The sequence below is a fragment of the Microcoleus sp. PH2017_35_SFW_U_B genome (assembly GCF_020737865.1).
GTDB lineage: Bacteria > Cyanobacteriota > Cyanobacteriia > Cyanobacteriales > Microcoleaceae > Microcoleus.
In genome coordinates, this window is the sequence record NZ_JAEQDE010000039.1 from 1 (window position 1) to 20,745 (window position 20,745).

Sequence of the window (20,745 nt, forward strand, 5' to 3'; positions counted from 1 at the left end):
TTCTTTATTAAGCTTTGTTAAATACAGAAGGCGGTTGAAACCGCTACCGACTTATCCCCATGTCTAAAGCCAGGGGCTTGCGTCTCGCTCTTTGGTCAACATAGAACTCGTCTCCATTGATATTTTTGGAGCCAGAGCCAGCCCGGAACCTTGGACAGTGAGGGGCTGGCTTCTGACGTTTTAGGGTCTGAACCCTATTACACTAATAGCATAAATAGATGTTTTTAACATAAAATGACACAAAAATTATCTAATGACGTGAGAGTGTAAAATTGAAGACAGTTGAAGTAAAACCATGCCAGCCAATGCCTTCACGAATGCGAGTCACAGTTACACTGCCAGAAGACGTTCATCAAGCCCTTTCTGAATGGGCCGAAGAGGAAGATAGAACCCTCGCAAACCTGCTTTCCCATGTGGCAGCTAAAGCTGTCAGAGATCGCCAAGAGCAGAAAAAGGAAGAATCTAGAAGCGATCGCACTGCGTAAGGTGGACTGTTTTGAGATGTTTAGGAGTGCAACGAATGGCTTTAGTGGCGGTTAAACTCACATCGCAACAGGCTTTCCGGCCTGTTCCACAATAAAAATTATTTCTTGTGGGGTGGGCTTCTAGCCCGCCCATAAAAAGCGTTAGCAGTTTGGCAACGTACCTGCTGACTAAATCTGTTCGAGAGCGTCAAGAGTTGAAAAAGGATGAATCTAGAAGCGATCGCACTTAAGCGCGATCGCGCCCAATCCTATCCGCGTCCATCCGCGTCTATCAGCCTACATCTGCGGCAAAAAAAATAAGGTGAGCCGCAGCCCACCCTACTAAGATTATTTCGCAGTCACCAACTGCGCCGGTAGCCGCTTAAACGCCAACCTTTCATTCTCGATATCGACAAAAATGGTATCGCCGTCAACAAAATCTCCCCGCAAAATACCCTTCGCCATTTGCGTTTCCAATTCGCGCTGGATTCCACGCTTCAATGGGCGCGCACCGTACACCGGATCGTAACCGATTTCGGCTAAGAAGTCGATCGCAGATTCCGACAATTTCAGAGACATTTTGCGATCGGCTAAACGTTTTTCCAACCGCTTAACTTGCAACAGCACAATCTGCCGCAATTGGGCCTTACTCAAACCGTGGAAGATAATCATCTCATCAATCCGGTTCAAGAATTCCGGGCGGAAAGTAGCCCGCATCGCCTCCATCACCCGACTCCGCATTTGTTCCTCATCTCCCGCCACATCTAAAATGTATTGAGAGCCGACATTCGATGTCATAATAATCACAGAATTCTTAAAGTCAACCGTGTGACCTTGAGCATCCGTAACGCGGCCGTCATCCAGAATTTGCAGCATGATATTGAAGACATCCGGGTGCGCTTTCTCGATTTCATCGAATAGAATTACCGAATACGGACGGCGGCGCACAGCCTCAGTTAATTGTCCACCTTCGTCGTAGCCGACGTATCCCGGAGGCGCACCAATTAAGCGCGAAACTGCGTGTTTCTCCATGTATTCCGACATATCAATGCGGACGATCGCCTCTTCGGTGTCAAACAGGTATGATGCTAATGCTTTCGCCAACTCGGTTTTACCAACGCCCGTGGGGCCGAGGAAGATGAAACTCGCCACCGGGCGGTTGGGATCGGACAATCCCGCGCGCGATCGTTGAATTGCATCTGCAACCGCCGTCACCGCTTCATCCTGCCCAATTACCCGCTTGTGCAGTTCATCTTCCAAGTGCAAAAGTTTCTGCATTTCCGATTCAACTAACTTGCTAATCGGAATTCCCGTCCACTTAGAAATAATCTCGGCAATATCAGATTCGGTGACTTCTTCCCGCAGCAGAGTTTTACCTGTAATTTGACTTGCTGTCAGTTTAGCTTCCGCTTCTTCCAGTTTTTTTTGCAACTCGGTTAATTTGCTATATTTCAACTCAGCAGCGCGGTTAAGGTCGTATTTTAACTCAGCTTGTTGAATTTCAATATTAACCTTATCAATCTGTTCTTTAATCTTTTGAATGCTGTCGATGACACTTTTTTCCGATTGCCATTGTGCGTTCAAACCGCTTTGCTGTTCCTTGAGATTTGCTAAGTCTTTTTCCAGTCTTTCTAAACGGTCGATCGATGCAGCATTGCTTTCTTTTTGCAGCGACAGTCTTTCCATTTCTAGCTGCAAAACCTTGCGATCGATTTCGTCTAGTTCTTCCGGCTTGGAAGTAATCTCCATTTTGAGTTTAGCCGCCGCTTCGTCCATTAAATCAATGGCTTTGTCGGGAAGGAAGCGATCGCTAATATATCGAGTTGACAAAGTAGCCGCCGCCACTAACGCATTGTCGGAAATTTTAACGCCGTGATGAACTTCGTACCGTTCCTTCAAACCCCGCAAAATCGAAATAGTATCTTCAACTGTCGGCTGATCGACATAAACTTGTTGAAAACGGCGTTCTAAGGCCGCATCTTTTTCGAGATACTTGCGGTATTCGTCGAGAGTTGTAGCGCCGATACAGCGCAATTCGCCCCTCGCCAACATCGGTTTGAGCAAATTGCCAGCATCCATCGATCCTTGGCTGGCGCCAGCGCCGACAACGGTGTGAATTTCATCTATAAATAGGATGACTTTGCCGTTGCTATCCATAACTTCTTTGAGCACGGCTTTCAACCGTTCTTCAAATTCTCCCCGGAATTTTGCACCGGCAATTAACGCGCCCATATCTAAGCTAATTAATTGTCTGTCTTTGAGAGATTGCGGCACATCTCCGGTAATAATTCGTTGGGCGAGTCCTTCGGCGATCGCAGTTTTGCCAACTCCCGGTTCCCCAATCAGTACGGGGTTGTTCTTGGTGCGGCGGCTCAAAATTTGAATCGTGCGGCGGATTTCGTCATCTCGTCCGATTACCGGATCGAGTTTGCCTTGACGCGCGGCTTCTGTCAAATCTCGGCCGTATTTTTCCAGCGCTTCATATTTGCCTTCTGGATTTTGGTCTGTCACTTTGTTGTTCCCCCGGACTTGGGCGATGATGTCTTTAAGCTTGGCTTCATCTAGTTTAAATTCTTGCAGTAGATTTTTGCCAAAGCGATCGTCCTTAACGTAACCCAGGATCAAATGCTCGATCGAGATAAATTCATCACCGTACTCTTTGCGATAAGCTTCAGCCCTGTCTAGCAGGCTGTCCAGGGAACGGCCGAGATAAACATTGCCGCCGCTTCCAGAGATTTTGGGCTGGCGGCTGATAAACTCATCAGTGCGATCGCGCAATTTTGCTACAGACACTTTCGCCTTGTTAAACAAGCTGCTAGCGAGTCCCGATTCTTGTTCCAGCAACGCCTTCATCAAGTGTTCGCTTTCTAGCTGCTGCTGCTGGGCTGTTTTGACCACTTCTGGAGTGCGGGCTAGGGCTTCCCAGGCTTTTTCTGTAAATTGGTTCGGATTATTTGGTTGCATAAATTTTAATTCCCTGAATTCAAAAACATGACTGCTGTCAAGGCAATGGCTCGATTGCCCGTATAGTTGTCATTGTAGAGAGTTAAGGGCGATCGGGCGATCGGTGTTCCCGTATATTGAGATAGGTATTTCCGCCCTGTGTTTCAGCATAGATTTGTAGTGAGGACTTTAGTCCGCAGGTTTGTAGTGAGGACTTTAATCCGCAGGTTTGTAGTGAGGACTTTAGTCCGCCTAAAATCAGAGGACTCAAGTCCTCAAATATATAAAAACTATTTACATTTCAACGCCGAGACGAAATATAGATGATTCCATTACATCCTGAATTTATCACCAAAAACGGCAAAAAAGAATTTGCCGTGATTCTTTATGAAAAATTTGAAGCACTGCAAGAATTAATTGCTGATATAGAAGATTTGATTGATTTGAGGGTGGCAAAAGAAGAAAATGCAAATCAGCCTTATATGCCTTTAGCCGAAGTGAAGAAAATGTTAGGATTACTCAATAATTAATCCGTGTATCCGTGTCAAAATCAGCTTCGCGCCTGATTCATTACACTTAGGATCGCGAATTAAATAATTTACACAAGCTTGTGGGATGGGCGGGACGCCCGTCTATAAAGAACGGGCGTCCCGCCCATCCCACAATAATTAAAATTGTAAGTTATTTAATTCTTATTCCATTTATGCTATAGGGTTCGGGGATCGATTCATCAAGCTATTGATGTCCGCGCCCGATATGGCGGTTTCTGTACTTGCCCATTTTTCCAGTGTATAACAACAACTAATGACTGCTGATTAATTTTGTCAGGTGCGTCGCTCGGAGATTGTTGATCTTTGTAGGGATTGTTGATGGCGACGCACCCTACGGCCGGGTGCATCTGGTTTTTGAAGCCTGAAGAAGCATGACCGCATATAAGTTATTAGTTATAATCCCATATTTTCTGCGGTCATGCTTCGCCCCTACGGATATATTCGCCTTGCGTGAGATGCTCCCCAACTGCCAACTGCCAACTGCCAACTGCCAACTGTCAACTGTTTTCATGCCTGCATCACCACCCGTTCCGGGAGACTGACAATAAAAACTGAACCTTTCCCGTTCTCACTTTCAACGCTAATTTCGCCACCCAAAATTTGACACAAACGCTGGCTAATTGTCAATCCCAAACCCGTCCCGCCGTACTTCTTAGTAGTCGAAGGATCAGCTTGAGTAAAAGGTTTAAATATCTGCTCTAATTGTTCGTCTGTCATCCCAATCCCAGTATCGCTGACTCGAAAAATTAAAAATTGAGAACTGTAGTTTGAACCCGAATTAACAGCATTATTTTTATTTTTATTCCTTTTCTTAGGTTTTGGATTTTCATTTTTAACTTTTTCTATCTCGATAGTAATGACGCCTTTTTCGGTAAATTTGGCAGCATTGCTGAGCAAATTGAGGAGAATTTGCCGGACTTTCGGTTGGTCGGCGTACATCATGCCGAGTTCGCCTTTTGCTTGCAGCCTTAAAGCATTGCCTTTTTTCTCTACTAGCGGTTGAGCCGTAGTCATCACTTCTTCAATCATCGTCGCCACATCGAAGTGTTCCAAATAAAGCGTCACATGACCTGCTTCTATTTTAGAAATATCGAGGATATCGCTGATCATGTCGAGCAAATGTTTGCCTGCGGTTTGAATTTTTTCTAAGTCGGGGAGAAAGTCTTCGGAGCCGGAATCTTGAGCATCTTCTTGCAGCATTTCGCTGTAGTTGATGATGGCGTTTAGGGGGGTGCGGAGTTCGTGGCTCATGTTGGCGAGAAATGCACTTTTCGAGCGGTTGGCAGCTTCGGCTGCTATTTTTGCTTCTTGCAAGTCTTCCGTGTATTCCGCGACTCTTTGGATCAGTTCGTTGATCGAAATTGCCAGCATTCCTACTTCGTCGGAGGTGGTAACGGGTACTTGCAGGTCAAAGTTCGATTCTTCTGACACTCGCTGAGCGATGAAGGTGGCGGCTTGTAGTGGTCGGGCGATCGCCCTGCTGGTGTATATTGCCAGTAAGGTGGCGATAATCGCTGATGCCAACAGAGAACCAAGCAGAATCAGAGTTCCGAGTTGTTCAGCTTTCTCGTAGGTTCTAAATGCCTCGTCTGCTTTGTCTCGAAAAGTGCCAGCCAGTTTGGCTGAATCTTGCGAAAACTGTTCGAGTTTAAAAGCGTTGTTCCCCGTGGCAAAATTATTCAAATTCCGCTGGAATACCTGCCGCTGCTGCGGATTCAAACCAGATAACTTGGCATTCCCCAGCAGTTTCTGGACTTGTTGGAAGTAAGCTTCTACGGTTTTGCTGTGGGCTTTGGCGAACTCTTGAATCTCTTGGTAATCTTTTGTAACATCGGCAGAAGCCGACGGCGATTGGCTTTGCAGTTGTTCTAGCTGTCCGCTCATCTGAGCAACGCGAGTCAAAAAGTCCGATCGTTCGCGATCGAAAATTTGCGGTTGTCCCGTCAGATTCAGCAGTGATTGCTGGTGAATTCTGACTTCCTGGGCGCTATTATTCAGATTGGTGAGGATTTCGGCTTTATCTCGGTCGATCGCGAGTTTTTCTCTCACTTGCTGTTTGTGATATGACTCTACTCCCCGTCCCCCGGCGGCGCCCAAAATGGCAATACCAATGACCAAGGCGTATCCGCACCCGATTTTTTGCCTGATACCCAAGCGGCCCAACAGACTTTTAAAACCTATTTGAGAATTGTTCTGGGATTGATTGTTCGAGGCTAAGGTTGAAGACATGGGCAATATACTCGTCACCCTGAGGGGCATTATCTATTATTCTAATTGATGCCTGCCTGAGGGTAAATAAAGTTCTGGCAAAGGGCCAATTTTCGGCAGTTATGGGGTCTTTGCAGGGTTCCACACCTCGACCTGCTTTACAGTTTGGGGGAGTTATGGTTAAAAAATTATGGCACAAGCAAGAAGGCAGAAGCAAGAAGCAATAAAAGCCAGGGTTTAAGACATTAGGAACGTCCTCACCGTCGGGCGGTTGCTATATATAGCCTTTCTCAGATAGATCTGGCACGCTTATGGTAAAGGGTAATTGAGAAAAAGGTAATTGGTAATGGGGAAAAAGGTAAGCGATAGTTCCTTTCCTATAGGCTGCCTGAGGCTTCTGTCCGGTAAAGACGCTCTCCGTGTGTGCTCTCAGGGCGATCGTATCAGAATTTGGCATAACTCATATTTAGGAGAACCGCTATAAGTAGCGAGTGATAAGTTGCGAGTTATAAATTTGATTGGCGATTCAAGCCTCTACTCTACTCGCAACTCACAACTTATCAACTTATGGGAGCATCTCAGTTTGGAGTTTGTAGTGCTGTCCCCGCTCGCTTGCTGTTAAAACCAAGCGAGCTCTTAAGCTCGCACTACAACAAAAAAAGCTTTTTGCCAAAATGAGATGATCCCCAACTTATCGCTATTCTTCTACTGGCAAAGTCGAAATTGTGCTAATTCAGCAGGAAGTTTTGAAGCATTAGGTACGGTAGCAGAGGCAGGAACGAAGATTCCCATACCAAAACTGCAACCCTCTTCCTTCGTACATTCGCCAGGCTTGGCAGTGATTTGATATTCCCCTTGGGATGGCGGAGTAAAAGAGATTGATACCAGTTCGCCCGTCTTTTGACTCGTACCGATTTCTTGGCCAGTGTTGACATCCTTGAGGGTTAGGTTTAAATCCTGGCAATTTCCGTCGCAAGTGGCTACAAAAACATACTCAATATCTGGATGCAGCGTTGCTCTAAAAGGAGATGAAACTTGTTTGCGAACAGTGCCTATCAATGGCCAAAACACCAATTTTTGACCGTTGCTTGAACGCTGGTCAACTTCTGTTTTCAAGCGACAAGTAACAGTTTTTTGCTCGTTGGTTAGTTCTTGAGCAATAGCATTTCCTACGATTGCAGTACCCAGCAGCAGTGCAATCCCGGAGATAGTCAGATGTTTGATATTCATTGATGTCCCCTCAAACTAATTTCTGGGTGATTGCAATAGACCGCTTTTCGTGGCAGTCTATTGATTTATCTGGAGCCTATCACATTTGTTGACTTTTCCCAAAAAAAAGTCGCCTAAAAATGCGATCGAACTGGGTACATCTGGGTTTTGCATTTGTAGTGCTGTCGGGAGCACAGCAAAGCTTTGTAAAGCACGCTCTTCGAGGACAGCACTGTAAAAAAAATGCTTTTTGCGAAAGTGAGATGCTCCCCTCGAACTCATGTCTGACCTTGGATGAATCTGCCGTCATATCGTTTCCGGTTGCATCGGAATGATTTAACCGCAGAGAACACAGAGAACACAGAGGGAGATAAGAGAGATGAATACAGGACGATGAAGGGCGGATTTGATATCAGCTATTGCCCAAATTCCACAGATTGCGGACACTACGAGCAGAACCTCATCCTCGTTGTATTGTACTAAATTAGGATGCTCCGCATCGGTGTCTAGAAACCTGGTTTCTCAAATGTCTGATAAAGCTTCGCAGATACCACATCAACAACATAATTTTGCTGATGTCAATATACACATAGGTTGATTTTTTGCGATCGCCTTTTTCAAAAAATTTGGGTACACCGAAACCTGTATTGCTAAGCTTTTGAAGTTTGATTGAGTACATCATTTACCCTATAATACCAAATCCGGGTTATTCTTCCCCGTTATAAGTGGTAGGGTGCGTCGCTATCAGAGATCTCTCAATAGCAACGAGAGTTGTTCGTGGCGACGCACCCTATATTTACTTCCTTAGGATAGCGAATTAAATAATTTACAATTTTAATTATTATTGTGGGATGGGCGTCCCGCCCGTCCAAAAAGGGCGGGCGGGACGCCCATCCCACAAACTTGTGGAAGTTATAAGTGGTAGGGTGCGTCGCTATGAGATCTCTCAATAGCAACGAGAGTTGTTCGTGGCGACGCACCCTACATTTACTTCCTTCTTCCTTCTTCCTTCTTCCTTCTTCCTTCTTCCTTCTTCCTTCATTTATCGCTGTGCCGAAAATCCCAAGCTGGCACAAACTTAGAATCTCCCCAAATACCGCGGCGATTTTTCTTGGCTTCGGCTTCCGCTTGTTGCACAACAGTTGCACTCGGACAGTTTTTTAAGTATGGAGTGTAAACCATTGCTAATCCTTCGCGCAGCAAAACTTCTTGAGCAAATGTGCCATTTGGTAAGCGAACTTCGCTAATTTTGCGGCCGTAGCGGTCAGTATCGGTGACTGTCAAAACGATGCGACCGCCCCCTTCTTTGACGAGCTGCTGCATTCTTTGCTCGGCTAGATTGCCCCACTTGAACTGATTTTTCTCTGCTGCTTTTTTGCTATTTTTTTCGGCGTTAGTGTGAGCAATTTCTGGTGCATCTACGCACGCAAAACGCACTTTAATATCTTTGCCGGCGGCATCGCTGGCGACAAGAGTATCGCCGTCGCTGATTCGTTTGACAGCATAATTGTTGGGCGGTAGCTTTTGCGGACAGCCGGAGAGTAGGAAAAGCAGAGCAACTGCGCTCAAGCTGGTGATTGTAGGGGAAAGGGAAATTTTATTTTGGGTCATATTTTTCTTTTTTTTATTTAGTTTCCATCCAATTTTGCCCCGCGTGGATGTCAACTATCAGGGGTACGCTAAGCGGCAGAGCATTTTCCATCGCCGTTCTAATTTTTGGCTGCAATTCTTCCCATTCATCGGGAGGGACTTCAAATATTAATTCATCGTGAACTTGCAGCAGCAGCCGCGCCTGATAGTTTTGCAAAATTTTGTCTACCTCAATCATGGCAAGTTTAATGATATCAGCACTTGAGCCTTGAATGGGAGCGTTTGCTGCGGCGCGCAAAGATTGGGCGTCATCTCTGCTGAGAGATTTAAGTCTATCGGAGTGAATGTCTTCCGGGTTGCTGCCTTTTAACCTGCGGATTGTGTCGCTCTCGAAGTTGAGGTAGCGGCGGCGGCCTAGTATAGTGGAAACGTAGCCTAGGGCGATCGCCTCTTTTTTTACTTTTTCCAAGAATTCAAAGACTTTACTGTAACGCTGGTTGAATCGTTCAATAAACTTTTTACCGTCTGCGGAAGATTTGCCCATCGAACGACCAAACTTGATCGCCCCCATACCATAAATTACCCCAAAATTAATCGTTTTCCCAAACCGCCGTTCATCCGGCGTGACATCCTCCTTTTCAAACAGCAGTTGAGCCGTCAGAGTATGCACATCTCGGTTATTGTTGTAAGCTTCGATTAACACAGGTTCTTGACTCAAATGAGCCAAAATTCGCAGTTCAATTTGAGAATAGTCAGCCGACACCATCAGCCAACCAGACTCAGGTAAGAAAGCCTTGCGAATTTGCCGCGAAAACTCGGTGCGGATCGGAATATTTTGTAAATTGGGATTGGAAGAAGAAAGTCGGCCCGTACCCGTTGCAGCTTGGTTGAAATCTGTATGCACTCGCCCGGTATCCGCACGCACCAACTGCGGCAAAGCATCGACGTAAGTTGATTTTAATTTGGATAATGTTCGGTGTTCTAATAAATCGTCTACAATCGGGTGGTCTCCTTGCAATTTATCCAAAACAGCGGCGTCTGTAGAGTATCCCGTTTTGGTTTTGCGAGACTTTTTCTGAAACTGTTCGGGGATTTTTTCTAACAAGATTTCGCTGAGTTGTTTCGGTGAACCTAAATTAAACTTTCTTCCCGCAGCCTCATAGGTATTTTCTTCGAGTTTGGCTAATTTTATTTCTAGCTCTTGGGATAAGGTATTGAGATAAGCTGAATCAATGCGAATTCCGCAGTATTCCATTTCGGCTAAAACAGGTTCGAGGGGCTGTTCTACTTCCAGCAGCAATCGATGCAGAGAATTTTCAGATGGCGCATTTTTATCCGCTTTATCCAATTCGGCTCTAAGTTTACCTACTAATTGAAATGTAGTGTGAACATCCATGCCGCAGTAGCCAGCTACTTTCGGAATGCTGATGTCAGCAATTGTTTTGCCTTTAGGTACTAATTGATTGTAACTTTTGGGATTATGGCGTAAGTATTCCCTTAATGGTTCGCTGACACTGTGATTTTCTTCTGAATCGACTAAGTATTTCCTTGAGAGTTCGCTGAGACTGTGGCTGGTTTCTGGGTTGAGTACGTAACTGGCTAGCATGGTGTCGAAGACGACGGCGGCGAGTTTGATTCCTTGACAGCGCAATATTAGGCGATCGAATTTAGCATTTTGCAGCGCCTTGGGATAATTCTCGCTTTCCAAAATCGGACGCAAAGCATTTAAAACCGTGGCTTTGTCCAAGTTTGTGCCGGTTTTGTGTCCCGTGGGAATGTAAGCTAAATCTTGTTCTCCGGTTCCCCAACAGCAGCCAATTCCGACTAATTCGGCATCTCGCGGTTCTAAGGCGGTGGTTTCGGTATCCCACGCCACGGGCGAGGCTTTATCGGTGTGGGTTTGTAGGAGTTGAATTAATTCGTTTAACTGTTCTATTGTTTGAATGATTCGCGGTTTGATGGGTAATTGGTTTGCTTGTTGAGCGGCTAGGGTTTCTTCAAGACTGTAGAAAGCTAATGCTTCATCTTCAGATGAATTGATTGTGGGGTGGGCATCTTGCCCGCCCGAAGCAACAGGCAAGATGCCTGTTCCACTCTCAGCAACAGGCAAGATGCCTGTTCCACTCTCAGCAACAGGCAAGATGCCTGTTCCACTCTCAGCAACAGGCAGGCAAGATGCCTGTTCCACTCTCAGCAACAGGCAAGATGCCTGTTCCACTCTCAGCAACAGGCAAGATGCCTGTTCCACTGTCTGTCAATGGCTCTTCTGCGCCGCCAAAACGCTTTTGAATTTGTTTGACTTTGGTTAAAAATGTTTTAAATTCTAACTTTTCCAGCATCGGAATCAATGCTGCTTCGTCAAAACCTTTAAGCTGACAATCTTCTAAGTTGATTTCTAAGGGAACTTCTTGAATAATTGTCGCCATGCGCTGAGAATGATAGGCAGCTTCTTTCCCTTCTTCCAACTTTTTCTTAGTTGCGCCTTTAATCTCGTCGATCGCAGCATAGATGCCGTCGAGGGAATTGTAAGCTTCCAACAATTGCAGGGCGGTTTTGTCGCCGATGCCTTTGACTCCGGGAATGTTGTCGGATTTGTCGCCGCAGAGGGCTTTGTAATCTATTACTTGTGCTGGTATAATTCCGAGTTTTTCTTTGACTGCTTCCGGGCCGTATTCTTGGGATTTGCCTTTGCCCGATCGCCTGAGTTCATCCGTGCTCAAGTACAATACGCTGATGTGTTTCTCGGTTTCTACTAATTGAAACAAATCTCGATCGCCCGTCAGGATTTTAACCGCATAACCCGCGGCGCTGGCTTTGTTCGCCAAAGTTCCCAAAACATCGTCGGCTTCGTAGCCCGGAGCAGTGACTGCTGGTAAATTGAGATAGCCCAGGAGTTCTTGCAGGTTTTTGAGATCGGGGATAAAATCTTCGGGGGTTTCGGCACGACCGGCTTTGTAGGTTTCGTCTGCTTCGTGGCGAAAAGTGGGCGTGGCGAGGTCAAAGGCGATCGCCATGTACTGGGGATCGTGGGCGGCCATAACTTCCAGCAGCGACTTGAGAAAGCCAAAACAGACGCTGGTGGGAATGCCTGTGGTAGTTCGCAAGCCTCCGTCTCGACTTTTGGCAAAGGCGAAGTAGGAACGAAAGGCCAGGGAGTGGCCGTCAACTAGGATGAAGGTGGGAGGTTGATTTTCCGACACTGACACAGATGGCGATCGCCCGAAACTATTTTTCCATTCTACCCAGTTGTCATACCTTTTTTAAAACCGAACGCAACGTTAAAAAAGCTCGAAACCCTTATATCATAACTACTTTCCAAATCTAAAATCTCAAATCCAAAATCTCAAATCTCAAATCGCTCGATCGGCTTAATGTGCAGCTTGGCTGAGAATGGTAGAAGATAGTGAACGAACCTGGCGGTCAACTGGGTACAGTTAGACCGCAGGCTTCTTTTTCCTTTTTTTCAAAGGCTTTTTATAGTGAGGTAGTTCCACCCCCACTTGACTAATATAGTATCAGAGTATTTCCTCTTCATCAAGGGGTGTACAAGAATAATTGTCGGCTTCCGTTCCTCCATCCGACGAGCCTTTCATCAAGCGCGGTAATTCATTCGGGGGTACTTCGCGCAGCAATTGAGATTCATCCCCCTCTGAATATACCCTTAGACTTCCCGGCTGGTAGTTAAGTACGATCGCAAATTTACCAGAAAGAATTAATTGAAAGTCTCTCGCTTTGAGGGAGAAATTAAAATCAGACTATTCATTACTCCAATCCTCGGAGTTAAGCGGTTGAGGTAGCTCTCAAACTGTCAACTGTCAACTGTCAACTGTTGAACAACACCAGCCGATCGAAGCTTATGGGTGACATTAATCGATGCTACGAAATCCTCGAAATAGAGCCTGGAACTTCCCCAGAAGAAATTAAGCGCGCTTACAGGGATTTAGCCTTTGTGTGGCATCCCGATCGGTTTGCACACAACGATCGCCTGCAACAAAAAGCCCAACAAAGATTAACAGAAATCAATCAAGCTTACGACGAGTTGGTGTTATTTCTCAGTCAGCCTCCACCTCCGGCGATCGACAAACCATCTCAGCAGCCACCGCAACCATCACCACCAGAAAAGCCGCCCGAAAAGCCGCTGAGAAGGCGATCGGCAAAATCAGCCCGCAAGCCCGGTTCCCAGCGCACTCAAAGCCGGCAAAAAAAAGCCGCATCCCACAAAATTTCCACTCCAAACAACCCGAAAAACAAGAAACGATTTACAACTCAAAATCGCCAAACGTGGGGGGGGAAAAAGCCATCGGGGCCCACCGTGGCGAGGGAAGCGCGGCCATCTCAAAAATATGCCTACCTTACCCCGAACCGGAAAAAAGAATTTCCGACTCCATACTCACAACCGCGGCTATCTCAAAAATATTCCATCTTCCCTTGGGGGCAGTTGGCGATCGCAGTTGGGAGTTACGCTGTGACAGGCTACATTTTGACGAAATTTGACGCCCCAATGTGGATGTTGACTTTAATCTGGGGTGCGGATTGGTTGTGGGCCGCGATTTTGCTGGCGGAGGGTTCGGCAACGCCTAGAGTGTGGCTGGCGGCGTTAGTTTTGGCTGGGACGGTGGGGGGGTCGATCGCCGGTTTTCAGGCGGGAGGAATCGCAACAGGGGCTGCTTGGGCGCTAGTTGGGGCTGGTTTGGGGGCGATCGCCAGTTCAGAGGCCCAGTCCCGGGCCGTGGCTGTAGTTTTGGCAGCAGCGGGAGTGCTGACAGTGGTGGGATTGATGGCTGGAACGGGTTCCGGTAATTGGCTGAAGGTGTTAGTGGAGGCGGTTTGTTGGGGGATTGTGGGCTTGATGTGCGGGCTGGCGGCGGAACTAGGCGTACATTCTGGTGGGCCCGTCGGGCTTGGAGGTGCGATCGGGCTCTTGATTGGTGCGTGGGCGGGGGCTTTGGCTGGGCCGGGTGCGGAGGCTCTACCCCAAGCCTTGGCTGTGGCGGGCTCTCAGGCTGTTTATGGGGCTTGGGCTGCGATCGGGATTATTGCGGGAGTTGTGGCGCGGATGGTAGCTGGGGAAAGGTCGATCGGCAATGGCGGGCTTTACACATTTATCCTGTTAGTGGCTACTTCTGGTTTCGGGTTGTGGCTGGGAAATTGGCTGGTTGGGCGAATCTTTTAAATTAGTAAGTTGTCAGTTGGTAGGGGCCCGGCCTTGAGTGCCCGCCCTCTTAGTCATTAGTCATTAGTCATTGCGGAAAATTACCAGAAAGAATTGGTTAAAAGCCCCAACCCCGATCGGGAGAAATTAAAATTATACCAATTAAAAAAAAGCAACAGTATTCTTGTCCCCCCCTTTACAAGGGGGGGCTAGGGGGGGTCAAGCGTATTGCACAATTTTATAAAAATGGTATTAGACTATTCATTACTCCAATCCTCGGACTTAAAGGTAAAGATCGCTATCAAACAGTCAACAGTCAACAGTCAACTGTCAACTGTCAACTGTTGAACAATCCCCCATGCCCCATGCCCAATTCCCAATGCCTAAAAATTCCAGCACTTATCGCTTTTGAGCAGCACTTCAAACTCAGCCTTTGGCAAAGCCTGACTGAAAAAATGACCTTGAATTTCGTCGCAATCGTGTGCACACAAAAAAGAAAGTTCCCGCTGATTTTCTACCCCCTCAGCAATCACAGTCATATTCATGGAGTGCGCCATTTGAATAATCGCTATTGTAATCGCAGCATTTTGGCGATCGTCAGCAATATCGCGAATAAAACTCTTATCAATTTTGAGCGCATCAAACGGCAAGCGTTTCGGATAGCTCAAAGAAGAATATCCCGTGCCAAAATCATCAATTGCTATCCTAATCCCCATATCTCTCCACACAGTAAAAGCTTGAGCTGCTGCCGCTTCATCTTGCAAAACTAAACCTTCCGTCAATTCTAATTCCAGACATTTAGGATCTAGATGAGTTTCTCTTAATATCTGGCTGACTCTCTCGGTCAAATTTTTGCGATCGAACTGGCGGGCTGATACGTTGACTGCTACCCGCAGCGGAGGCAAACCCTCTGTTTGCCAAGCTTTAGTTTGCCTGCAAGCCGTCTCTAACACCCATTCGCCCAGCGGTGCAATCAAGCCCATCTCTTCAGCCATGGGAATAAATTCCGCAGGGGAAACTCTGCCCCTTTTTGGATGGTTCCAGCGCACCAAAGCTTCAGCACCAATAATTTTTCCGGTTTTAATTTCTATTTGTGGCTCATAGTAAACTTCAAATTCCGAGCGTTTTAAAGCATTACGCAGGCAAGTCTCTTGAGTGAATTTATTGATATAATTATTCGCAACTTTTGCCGTATAAAACTGATACTTGTTGCCACCTTTTTCCTGAGAATTGTACATAGCTGTATAAGCATTTTTTAGCAGTTCTTCTCCATCGTTGCCGTCGCCAGGAGACAAAGAAATGCCCATACTTGCCGTGACATAGAGTTCCGAGCCTTTGACAATCATAGCTTGGGCTACAATATCTAAAATGTTTCGAGCAATCTTGGCAGCATCCTGTTTTTCGGCAACTGGTTCGAGAACAATTGCAAATTCGGCAGATTCCAAACGAGCCACAATATTAATCTTCTCCGTGCAGTTGCTCAACCGCTCAGCAACTTTGCAAAGTACGTAGTCGCCGATATCGTGCCCCAAGGTACTGTTAATCCGGTTAATTCTATCTAAACTAAGAATGACAACGGGAATCATTTCGGGCAATTCTTTTTGCTTGTCTAATAGCAGACTTAGCTGCTCTCGTAACAGCGAACGATTTGGCAAGTTTGTCAAGCAGTCATGCTGATGTCGGTGGAGAGCTATTTGAATAGTTGTGTGCAAGTTTTTTTCTTCAAATGGTTTCACAATATAGCCGAAAGGTTTCGTTGCATTGACGCGCCGTAAAGTGTTTTCGTCCGCATAAGCTGTCAAATAAACTACCGGAATCTGAAAGCGCGATCGAATTTCTTCTGCTGCTGTAATTCCGTCGATTTCTCCTTGGAGGTTAACATCCATCAAAACTAAATCTGGTCTGAATTCGGCTGCGGATTCAATCGCTTCTTCTCCGGAATACACAATACCTGTTATGCTATACCCTCTAGATATTAAACTGTCGGAAATGTCTTCCGCAATGATGCTTTCGTCCTCAACTATCAGAATTTTTTTATTTGACATTAAGTTGTCTCCTTAAAGTGCTATTTTGCTTGGAAAATGTTATTTTAAAATTCGTGCCAGCCGTTTCTAACAGTTCTATTTTACCCCGAATTTGCTTGACCAAAGACCCGACCAGTCGCAAACCCAATGTTCGGGCATTTCGATAATCTAAGTCTGGAGGGAAACCAATTCCACTGTCGCTCACAGCTAGCACGCAAACCCGGTTATTATCTAAAGTAAAATCTATTTTTATTTTACCTTGAGTTTGTCCTGTAAAAGCATACTTGAGCGAGTTTGTCACAAGCTCGTTGATAATTAACCCGCAAGGAACTGCCGTATCAATATTCATAGAACACGGCGCAATATTTGTTTGCAACTTCACGCCTTCTGTATCAATTTCATAAGCTTGGAATAAATTGTGGGCAAGATTTTGGATGTATTCAGCAAAATCAATGTTTGACAAGTCTTTGGATTGATACAATTGTTCGTGCACCATGGCCATCGATCTGACTCGGTTTTGACTTTCTTTTAACATTTCACTAACGCGACTGTCTTGGATGTAGCGGGACTGAAGTTTGAGCAAACTCGAAATAACTTGAAGGTTGTTTTTGACGCGATGGTGAATTTCCTTGAGGAGGACTTCTTTTTCTGCGAGGGATGCTTTGATGCGATCTTCGTCGCGCTTGCGATCTGTAATGTCCCGCACTACTGCTTGAATTATTTTTCTACCGTTAATTTCCATTGCATTTAACAGCACTTCTGCGGGAAATTCTGAATCGTCTAGCCGTTTGTGCACCCAGTCAAAGCGACAGCTACCTGTTTGCATTGCTGCGGATATTTTTTGTGTTGCTAGACTGCACGAGTCTTGTCCGTTAGGCTGAAATTCCGGGGAGAATTCGCTAGGTTTCTTGCCGTAAAACTGTTCTTGATTGCTGCAACCAAAAATTGCTAGGGTGGCGAGGTTGCAGTCAAAAAAATTGTCTTCTTCGATCAGCATTACTGCGTCGCTGGTGGCTTCGTAAAGGCTCCGAAATTTGCATTCAGACTCTTGCAAAGAAACGATTAATTGGCTTTTTTGAGCTTCGGCGCGCTTGCGCTCGGTAATGTCTATTCCTACGGAAACTGCTGCGGTTCCTTGATGATATTTTTGAGCTACTATTAAATAATTGCAGGCTAAGCCGTTAATTTCTATATCTATTTCTTGGGAGGTTTGCTGACATGAACTGTGAAAAAAGTTTCGGATCAGTTGTCCAAAAGTTGAGCCTTTGTCGAGAAAGTTGATTTCTTCCCCGACAAAACTTTCAGGAGACCGTTTGAACGAGGTTGCTAAGTGCTGGTTGACTCCAATATACCGCAAATCTGAACTGACCCAAGAAATCAGTCCGGGTACGGCATCCAAGACGGCGCGAAGTTGGTCTGTAGCTTCTTGGAGTGCTTCTTCGGAGCGCTTGCGATCGCTAATATCTGTCGCCGTTCCGCACAGGCCTAAAATAGCGCCGTTTTCAGCTTGGTTGACGATGCTGTTGACGCGCAGGTGGACGGCGGTACCGTCTTTGCGGATGTGTACTATTTCGTAAGGCAAATTAGGGGTTTGTGGCTGAAGGCTGGTTCTTGCTAAGAGTTGGGCAAATATTTCTATTTGTCTGGCTTTTTCTTCTTTAATCAAAAAATCTGCAAAGCGACGACCGATCATTTCTAGGGGTTCGTAACCGTAGATCCTTTTGGCGGCGGAATTGACAAAAGTCAAGATGCCTTGAATGTCGATCGACCAAATCAACTCTTGGGAGGTTTCTACGAGGTTGCGGTACTTTTTTTCGCTTTCGGCCAGTGCTGCATTCGAGACTGCCGTTTGCAGAGTAAGTTTGTCTTCTAATTCTTGATTTGAAAGAGAGAGAGTTGTCATGGCTCGCTCGCGCTCGGTAATATCAGTAGAAACACCGACAGCCCCGACAACTTCGCCGTTTGCGTCTTGCAGCGGTGCCGATCGAATTTCGTGAATAAAATGCCCCTGTTGGGCATTCCAAGTGCGATCGTTTCCCGCTAGTACCTGGGCAATATTTTCTAAGATATCTGGCTGGCTGTAAACTGCAAAAATCGACTGCCCGAGGGTCTCAGCCGGTTCGAGCCCCAAATTTTCCAATCCTTTGCCTGCTGCAAGGGTTAACCTGCCGTCTTTGTCGGTTGCCCACAGGAAAACTGGAGCACAACTGACAGCGGCGTGCAGGGTTTGGTTGTCTTGTTTCAGGCGATCGATTTCTGCCTGAAGCCGATCGCGCGTGTTGCCTAATTCTACCGTTAGTCGATCGGCTTTTTCCTGCCAACTGGCAGTAGTACCGCAGATTTCTGTGGCATTGCTGGAAGCATAGATGGATTGGTTGCAGTGTGACATGGTTACTCAGGGAAGCACTGTTATATTTAACCCCTGCCTATCTTTTAAGCATAAACTTTTTCAATCAAATATTACAGTTCGTTGCGATACTCATCTGAGGAAGATTCGATAATTTCAAGCTAGTGTCAAGGATTCATAAATCGTGGCTTGCCCGGTTGTGTGGCGACTATTCAGAAATTGACAACAAGCTGAATAATGGTTGCGAATCGATACTTTTACCCTAAGTATGTGTAGTAGTGCAAAAAGAAGTTTCGCAATCCTCGGCTTGCACAAGACCTAGAATTATAAAGTTATTATATTTGCTTGCGTATATTTACGCACCTAGGAATCGGAAATCGCGAATTTTGAAATATAACCACCGGGCCCGACGGTTAGGAAGTTCTCGCATTGCACTTGCCCCATGCCGTCGATTGTCGATTGCCCCTTCCCTCTTCGTCATTTCCTCTTGCTTTTTCCAAGGGCCACATCTGTGTTTTGCTTTTACACGGTGTTTTGGTGTGCGGGACACTCGCTATATGTATATCAGCTTTGGTGTGCCGGGACGCTCTGGGAAGAGTAACAAACGGTTTTTACTGTTCCCAGAGATGTTATATCGTTTCCGGTTGCATCGGAATTATTTAACCGCAGAGAACACAGAGAACACAGAGGGAGATAAGAGAGATGAATACAGGACGATGAAGGGCGGATTTGATATTGCCCTTCCTTCTGACTTCTGCGTTATTTCTTATTCCTTCTGCCTTCAATTAATTCCCCAAGATTTGATAGTTTTGTCTAAACTGCCGCTGATAATAGTTTCGCCATCGCTGCTAAAAGTAAGACAAGTAACAGAAGCTTGATGTCCGCCGAGAGTGTGAATTTGTTCGCCGGTGCGGGCATTCCATGATTTGAGATTACCATCGGCGCTAGCACTGACAACAGTGCGCCCGTCGGGACTAAAGACGATCGCATTTATCGAGTTAAAATGCCCTGCCAAAGTTATTGGACTATCCGGATGCGATAGCTGGCGCAGTTGAATGTTTCTGTCCCAGCCGCCAGCAGCCAAAGTCTGCCCGTCTCGACTGAAAGCTAGACAATTGGCATAACCTTTAATTGTTTGGGAGCATTCTCGGCTGCCGAGGTTCCAGATTTTAATGGTACCATCAGAACTGCTGCTAGCGCGAGAGTTGGTGCGATCGGGCTAAAAGCCAAACTCGCAATTCCTCCTTTATGAGCTCCCCAAGTTAAATGACTGCCAAAAGTACAAATTAACTTTCCGCTCTCTAAATCCCAAATTTTGATTGTAGTATCTGCCGAACCCGTGGCGATAACTCGACTGTCGGGACTGATGACAATTGCGGTAATTTCCCCTTCGTGTCCGAGGGAAGTATGCAGCAATTCTCCTCCCTGCCAAATTTCGATCGCGCGGTGTTTCGGAAGATTTCTGCTCCTGACAAAAACTTCGGTTTCTTGGCAAAGAACAAAAGTTTCTTGAGCGCGGGGATACTTGTCTACAGTATAGAGTATTTCTCCTGTCTCTAAATCGCAAATTCTAATTATTTTGCCGTGCAAACTCGCCGTGCGAGATCCTCCGGGACTAATCGCTACATTTGTCCCAGTTTTCACAGTGCGGATGCAGTCAAACAACTGGTAAGGTACGAATTCTGTTAAAGCTTGGCGGACAAAAGGTTCTGTCCGTTGTCGCAAAACTGAATAAGCAACTCGCTGCACTTCGAGTGCGGGATCTAGCAGGGCTGCAATTGCTAAATTCAAACCGGCGTCTCCGTATTTAGGAGCATCTTTAACGGCGGCCATGCGCGGCTCGACACTAGGACTGTGCAAGCGCTGCTTGACTCCGGCGATGCCTCCCAAAACGGCGGCGGCGATCGGGATTTGACTTTGACCGCCGAGGACGGCATCATATTCTTTGGGTTGGTTAGAATTGTCGGAAATCATACCATTTTAGATTTTAGATTTTAGATTTTAGATTGGGAAATTGGGGAATTGGTAATTAACTGGCGAGACACGAAAGTTGACAATCGGTAGAGCGATTTAAAACTTAAATTTTGGCAAGGGCATGACGCTGGGTACCAAGCTGCCAGAAACCGGGTTTAATTGCAGGCGCAAAAAAAGCAAAACCCGCAATATTTCGTAAATATCGGGTTAAATAGCGTAAGTCCTAACTTATTGACTGTTGCTATTTATGTTATTATAATCAAATCAGCGTTTCACACAAAAA

The 20,745-nt window shown here is 46.0% G+C and carries 11 protein-coding genes and 1 pseudogene; 3 read left to right on the forward strand and 9 right to left on the reverse strand.

The window, feature by feature from the left end; translation table 11 throughout:
• Nucleotides 1-317 precede the first annotated feature (317 nt).
• Entirely contained in the window at nt 318-485 is a 168-nt protein-coding gene (locus JGK36_RS10570) for a hypothetical protein (protein ID WP_293200914.1), read from the forward strand.
• A gap of 327 nt (nt 486-812) precedes the next feature.
• On the opposite strand, the gene clpB is transcribed toward JGK36_RS10570, so the two are convergent.
• A complete protein-coding gene (gene clpB / locus JGK36_RS10575; protein WP_293190437.1) occupies nt 813-3,428 on the reverse strand; it encodes an ATP-dependent chaperone ClpB in 2,616 nt (871 codons plus the stop codon).
• A 302-nt stretch (nt 3,429-3,730) separates the two neighbouring features.
• Here clpB and JGK36_RS10580 point away from each other — a divergent pair, with 302 nt between their 5' ends.
• Nucleotides 3,731-3,937, forward strand: coding sequence for a type II toxin-antitoxin system Phd/YefM family antitoxin (locus tag JGK36_RS10580; protein WP_293190438.1), 207 nt, complete (start codon nt 3,731-3,733; stop codon nt 3,935-3,937).
• 528 nt (nt 3,938-4,465) lie between these two features.
• On the opposite strand, the gene JGK36_RS10585 is transcribed toward JGK36_RS10580, so the two are convergent.
• The 4 genes and pseudogenes from JGK36_RS10585 to polA all read right to left on the reverse strand — a co-directional run.
• Nucleotides 4,466-6,187: an ATP-binding protein gene (locus JGK36_RS10585; protein WP_293177324.1), complete on the reverse strand. Its 1,722-nt coding sequence runs from the start codon at nt 6,185-6,187 to the stop codon at nt 4,466-4,468.
• Nucleotides 6,188-6,871: 684 nt separating this feature from the next.
• Nucleotides 6,872-7,396 (reverse strand): hypothetical protein, encoded by a 525-nt coding sequence (locus JGK36_RS10590; RefSeq protein ID WP_293177321.1) that lies wholly within the window; start codon nt 7,394-7,396, stop codon nt 6,872-6,874.
• Nucleotides 7,397-8,413: 1,017 nt separating this feature from the next.
• Nucleotides 8,414-8,986: a thermonuclease family protein gene (locus JGK36_RS10595; RefSeq protein ID WP_293196850.1), complete on the reverse strand. Its 573-nt coding sequence runs from the start codon at nt 8,984-8,986 to the stop codon at nt 8,414-8,416.
• 13 nt (nt 8,987-8,999) lie between these two features.
• Nucleotides 9,000-12,165, reverse strand: a pseudogene (gene polA / locus JGK36_RS10600) (DNA polymerase I); the annotation flags it as partial.
• Between the two features lie 656 nt (nt 12,166-12,821).
• Between polA and JGK36_RS10605 the strand changes: the two are divergent.
• On the forward strand, nt 12,822-14,138 hold the full coding sequence (locus JGK36_RS10605; RefSeq protein ID WP_293190441.1) for a J domain-containing protein: 1,317 nt from the start codon (nt 12,822-12,824) through the stop codon (nt 14,136-14,138).
• Nucleotides 14,139-14,500: 362 nt separating this feature from the next.
• On the opposite strand, the gene JGK36_RS10610 is transcribed toward JGK36_RS10605, so the two are convergent.
• From JGK36_RS10610 to JGK36_RS10625, 4 genes are all read right to left on the reverse strand, one after another.
• On the reverse strand, nt 14,501-16,162 hold the full coding sequence (locus JGK36_RS10610; RefSeq protein ID WP_293177312.1) for an EAL domain-containing protein: 1,662 nt from the start codon (nt 16,160-16,162) through the stop codon (nt 14,501-14,503).
• Nucleotides 16,152-18,530 (reverse strand): PAS domain S-box protein, encoded by a 2,379-nt coding sequence (locus JGK36_RS10615; protein WP_293177309.1) that lies wholly within the window; start codon nt 18,528-18,530, stop codon nt 16,152-16,154. Before JGK36_RS10615 ends, JGK36_RS10610 begins: the two co-directional genes overlap by 11 nt.
• A 739-nt stretch (nt 18,531-19,269) precedes the next feature.
• On the reverse strand, nt 19,270-19,572 hold the full coding sequence (locus JGK36_RS10620; RefSeq protein WP_293177306.1) for a hypothetical protein: 303 nt from the start codon (nt 19,570-19,572) through the stop codon (nt 19,270-19,272).
• A 23-nt stretch (nt 19,573-19,595) separates the two neighbouring features.
• A complete protein-coding gene (locus JGK36_RS10625) occupies nt 19,596-20,462 on the reverse strand; it encodes a hypothetical protein (protein ID WP_293190442.1) in 867 nt (288 codons plus the stop codon).
• Nucleotides 20,463-20,745 lie beyond the last annotated feature (283 nt).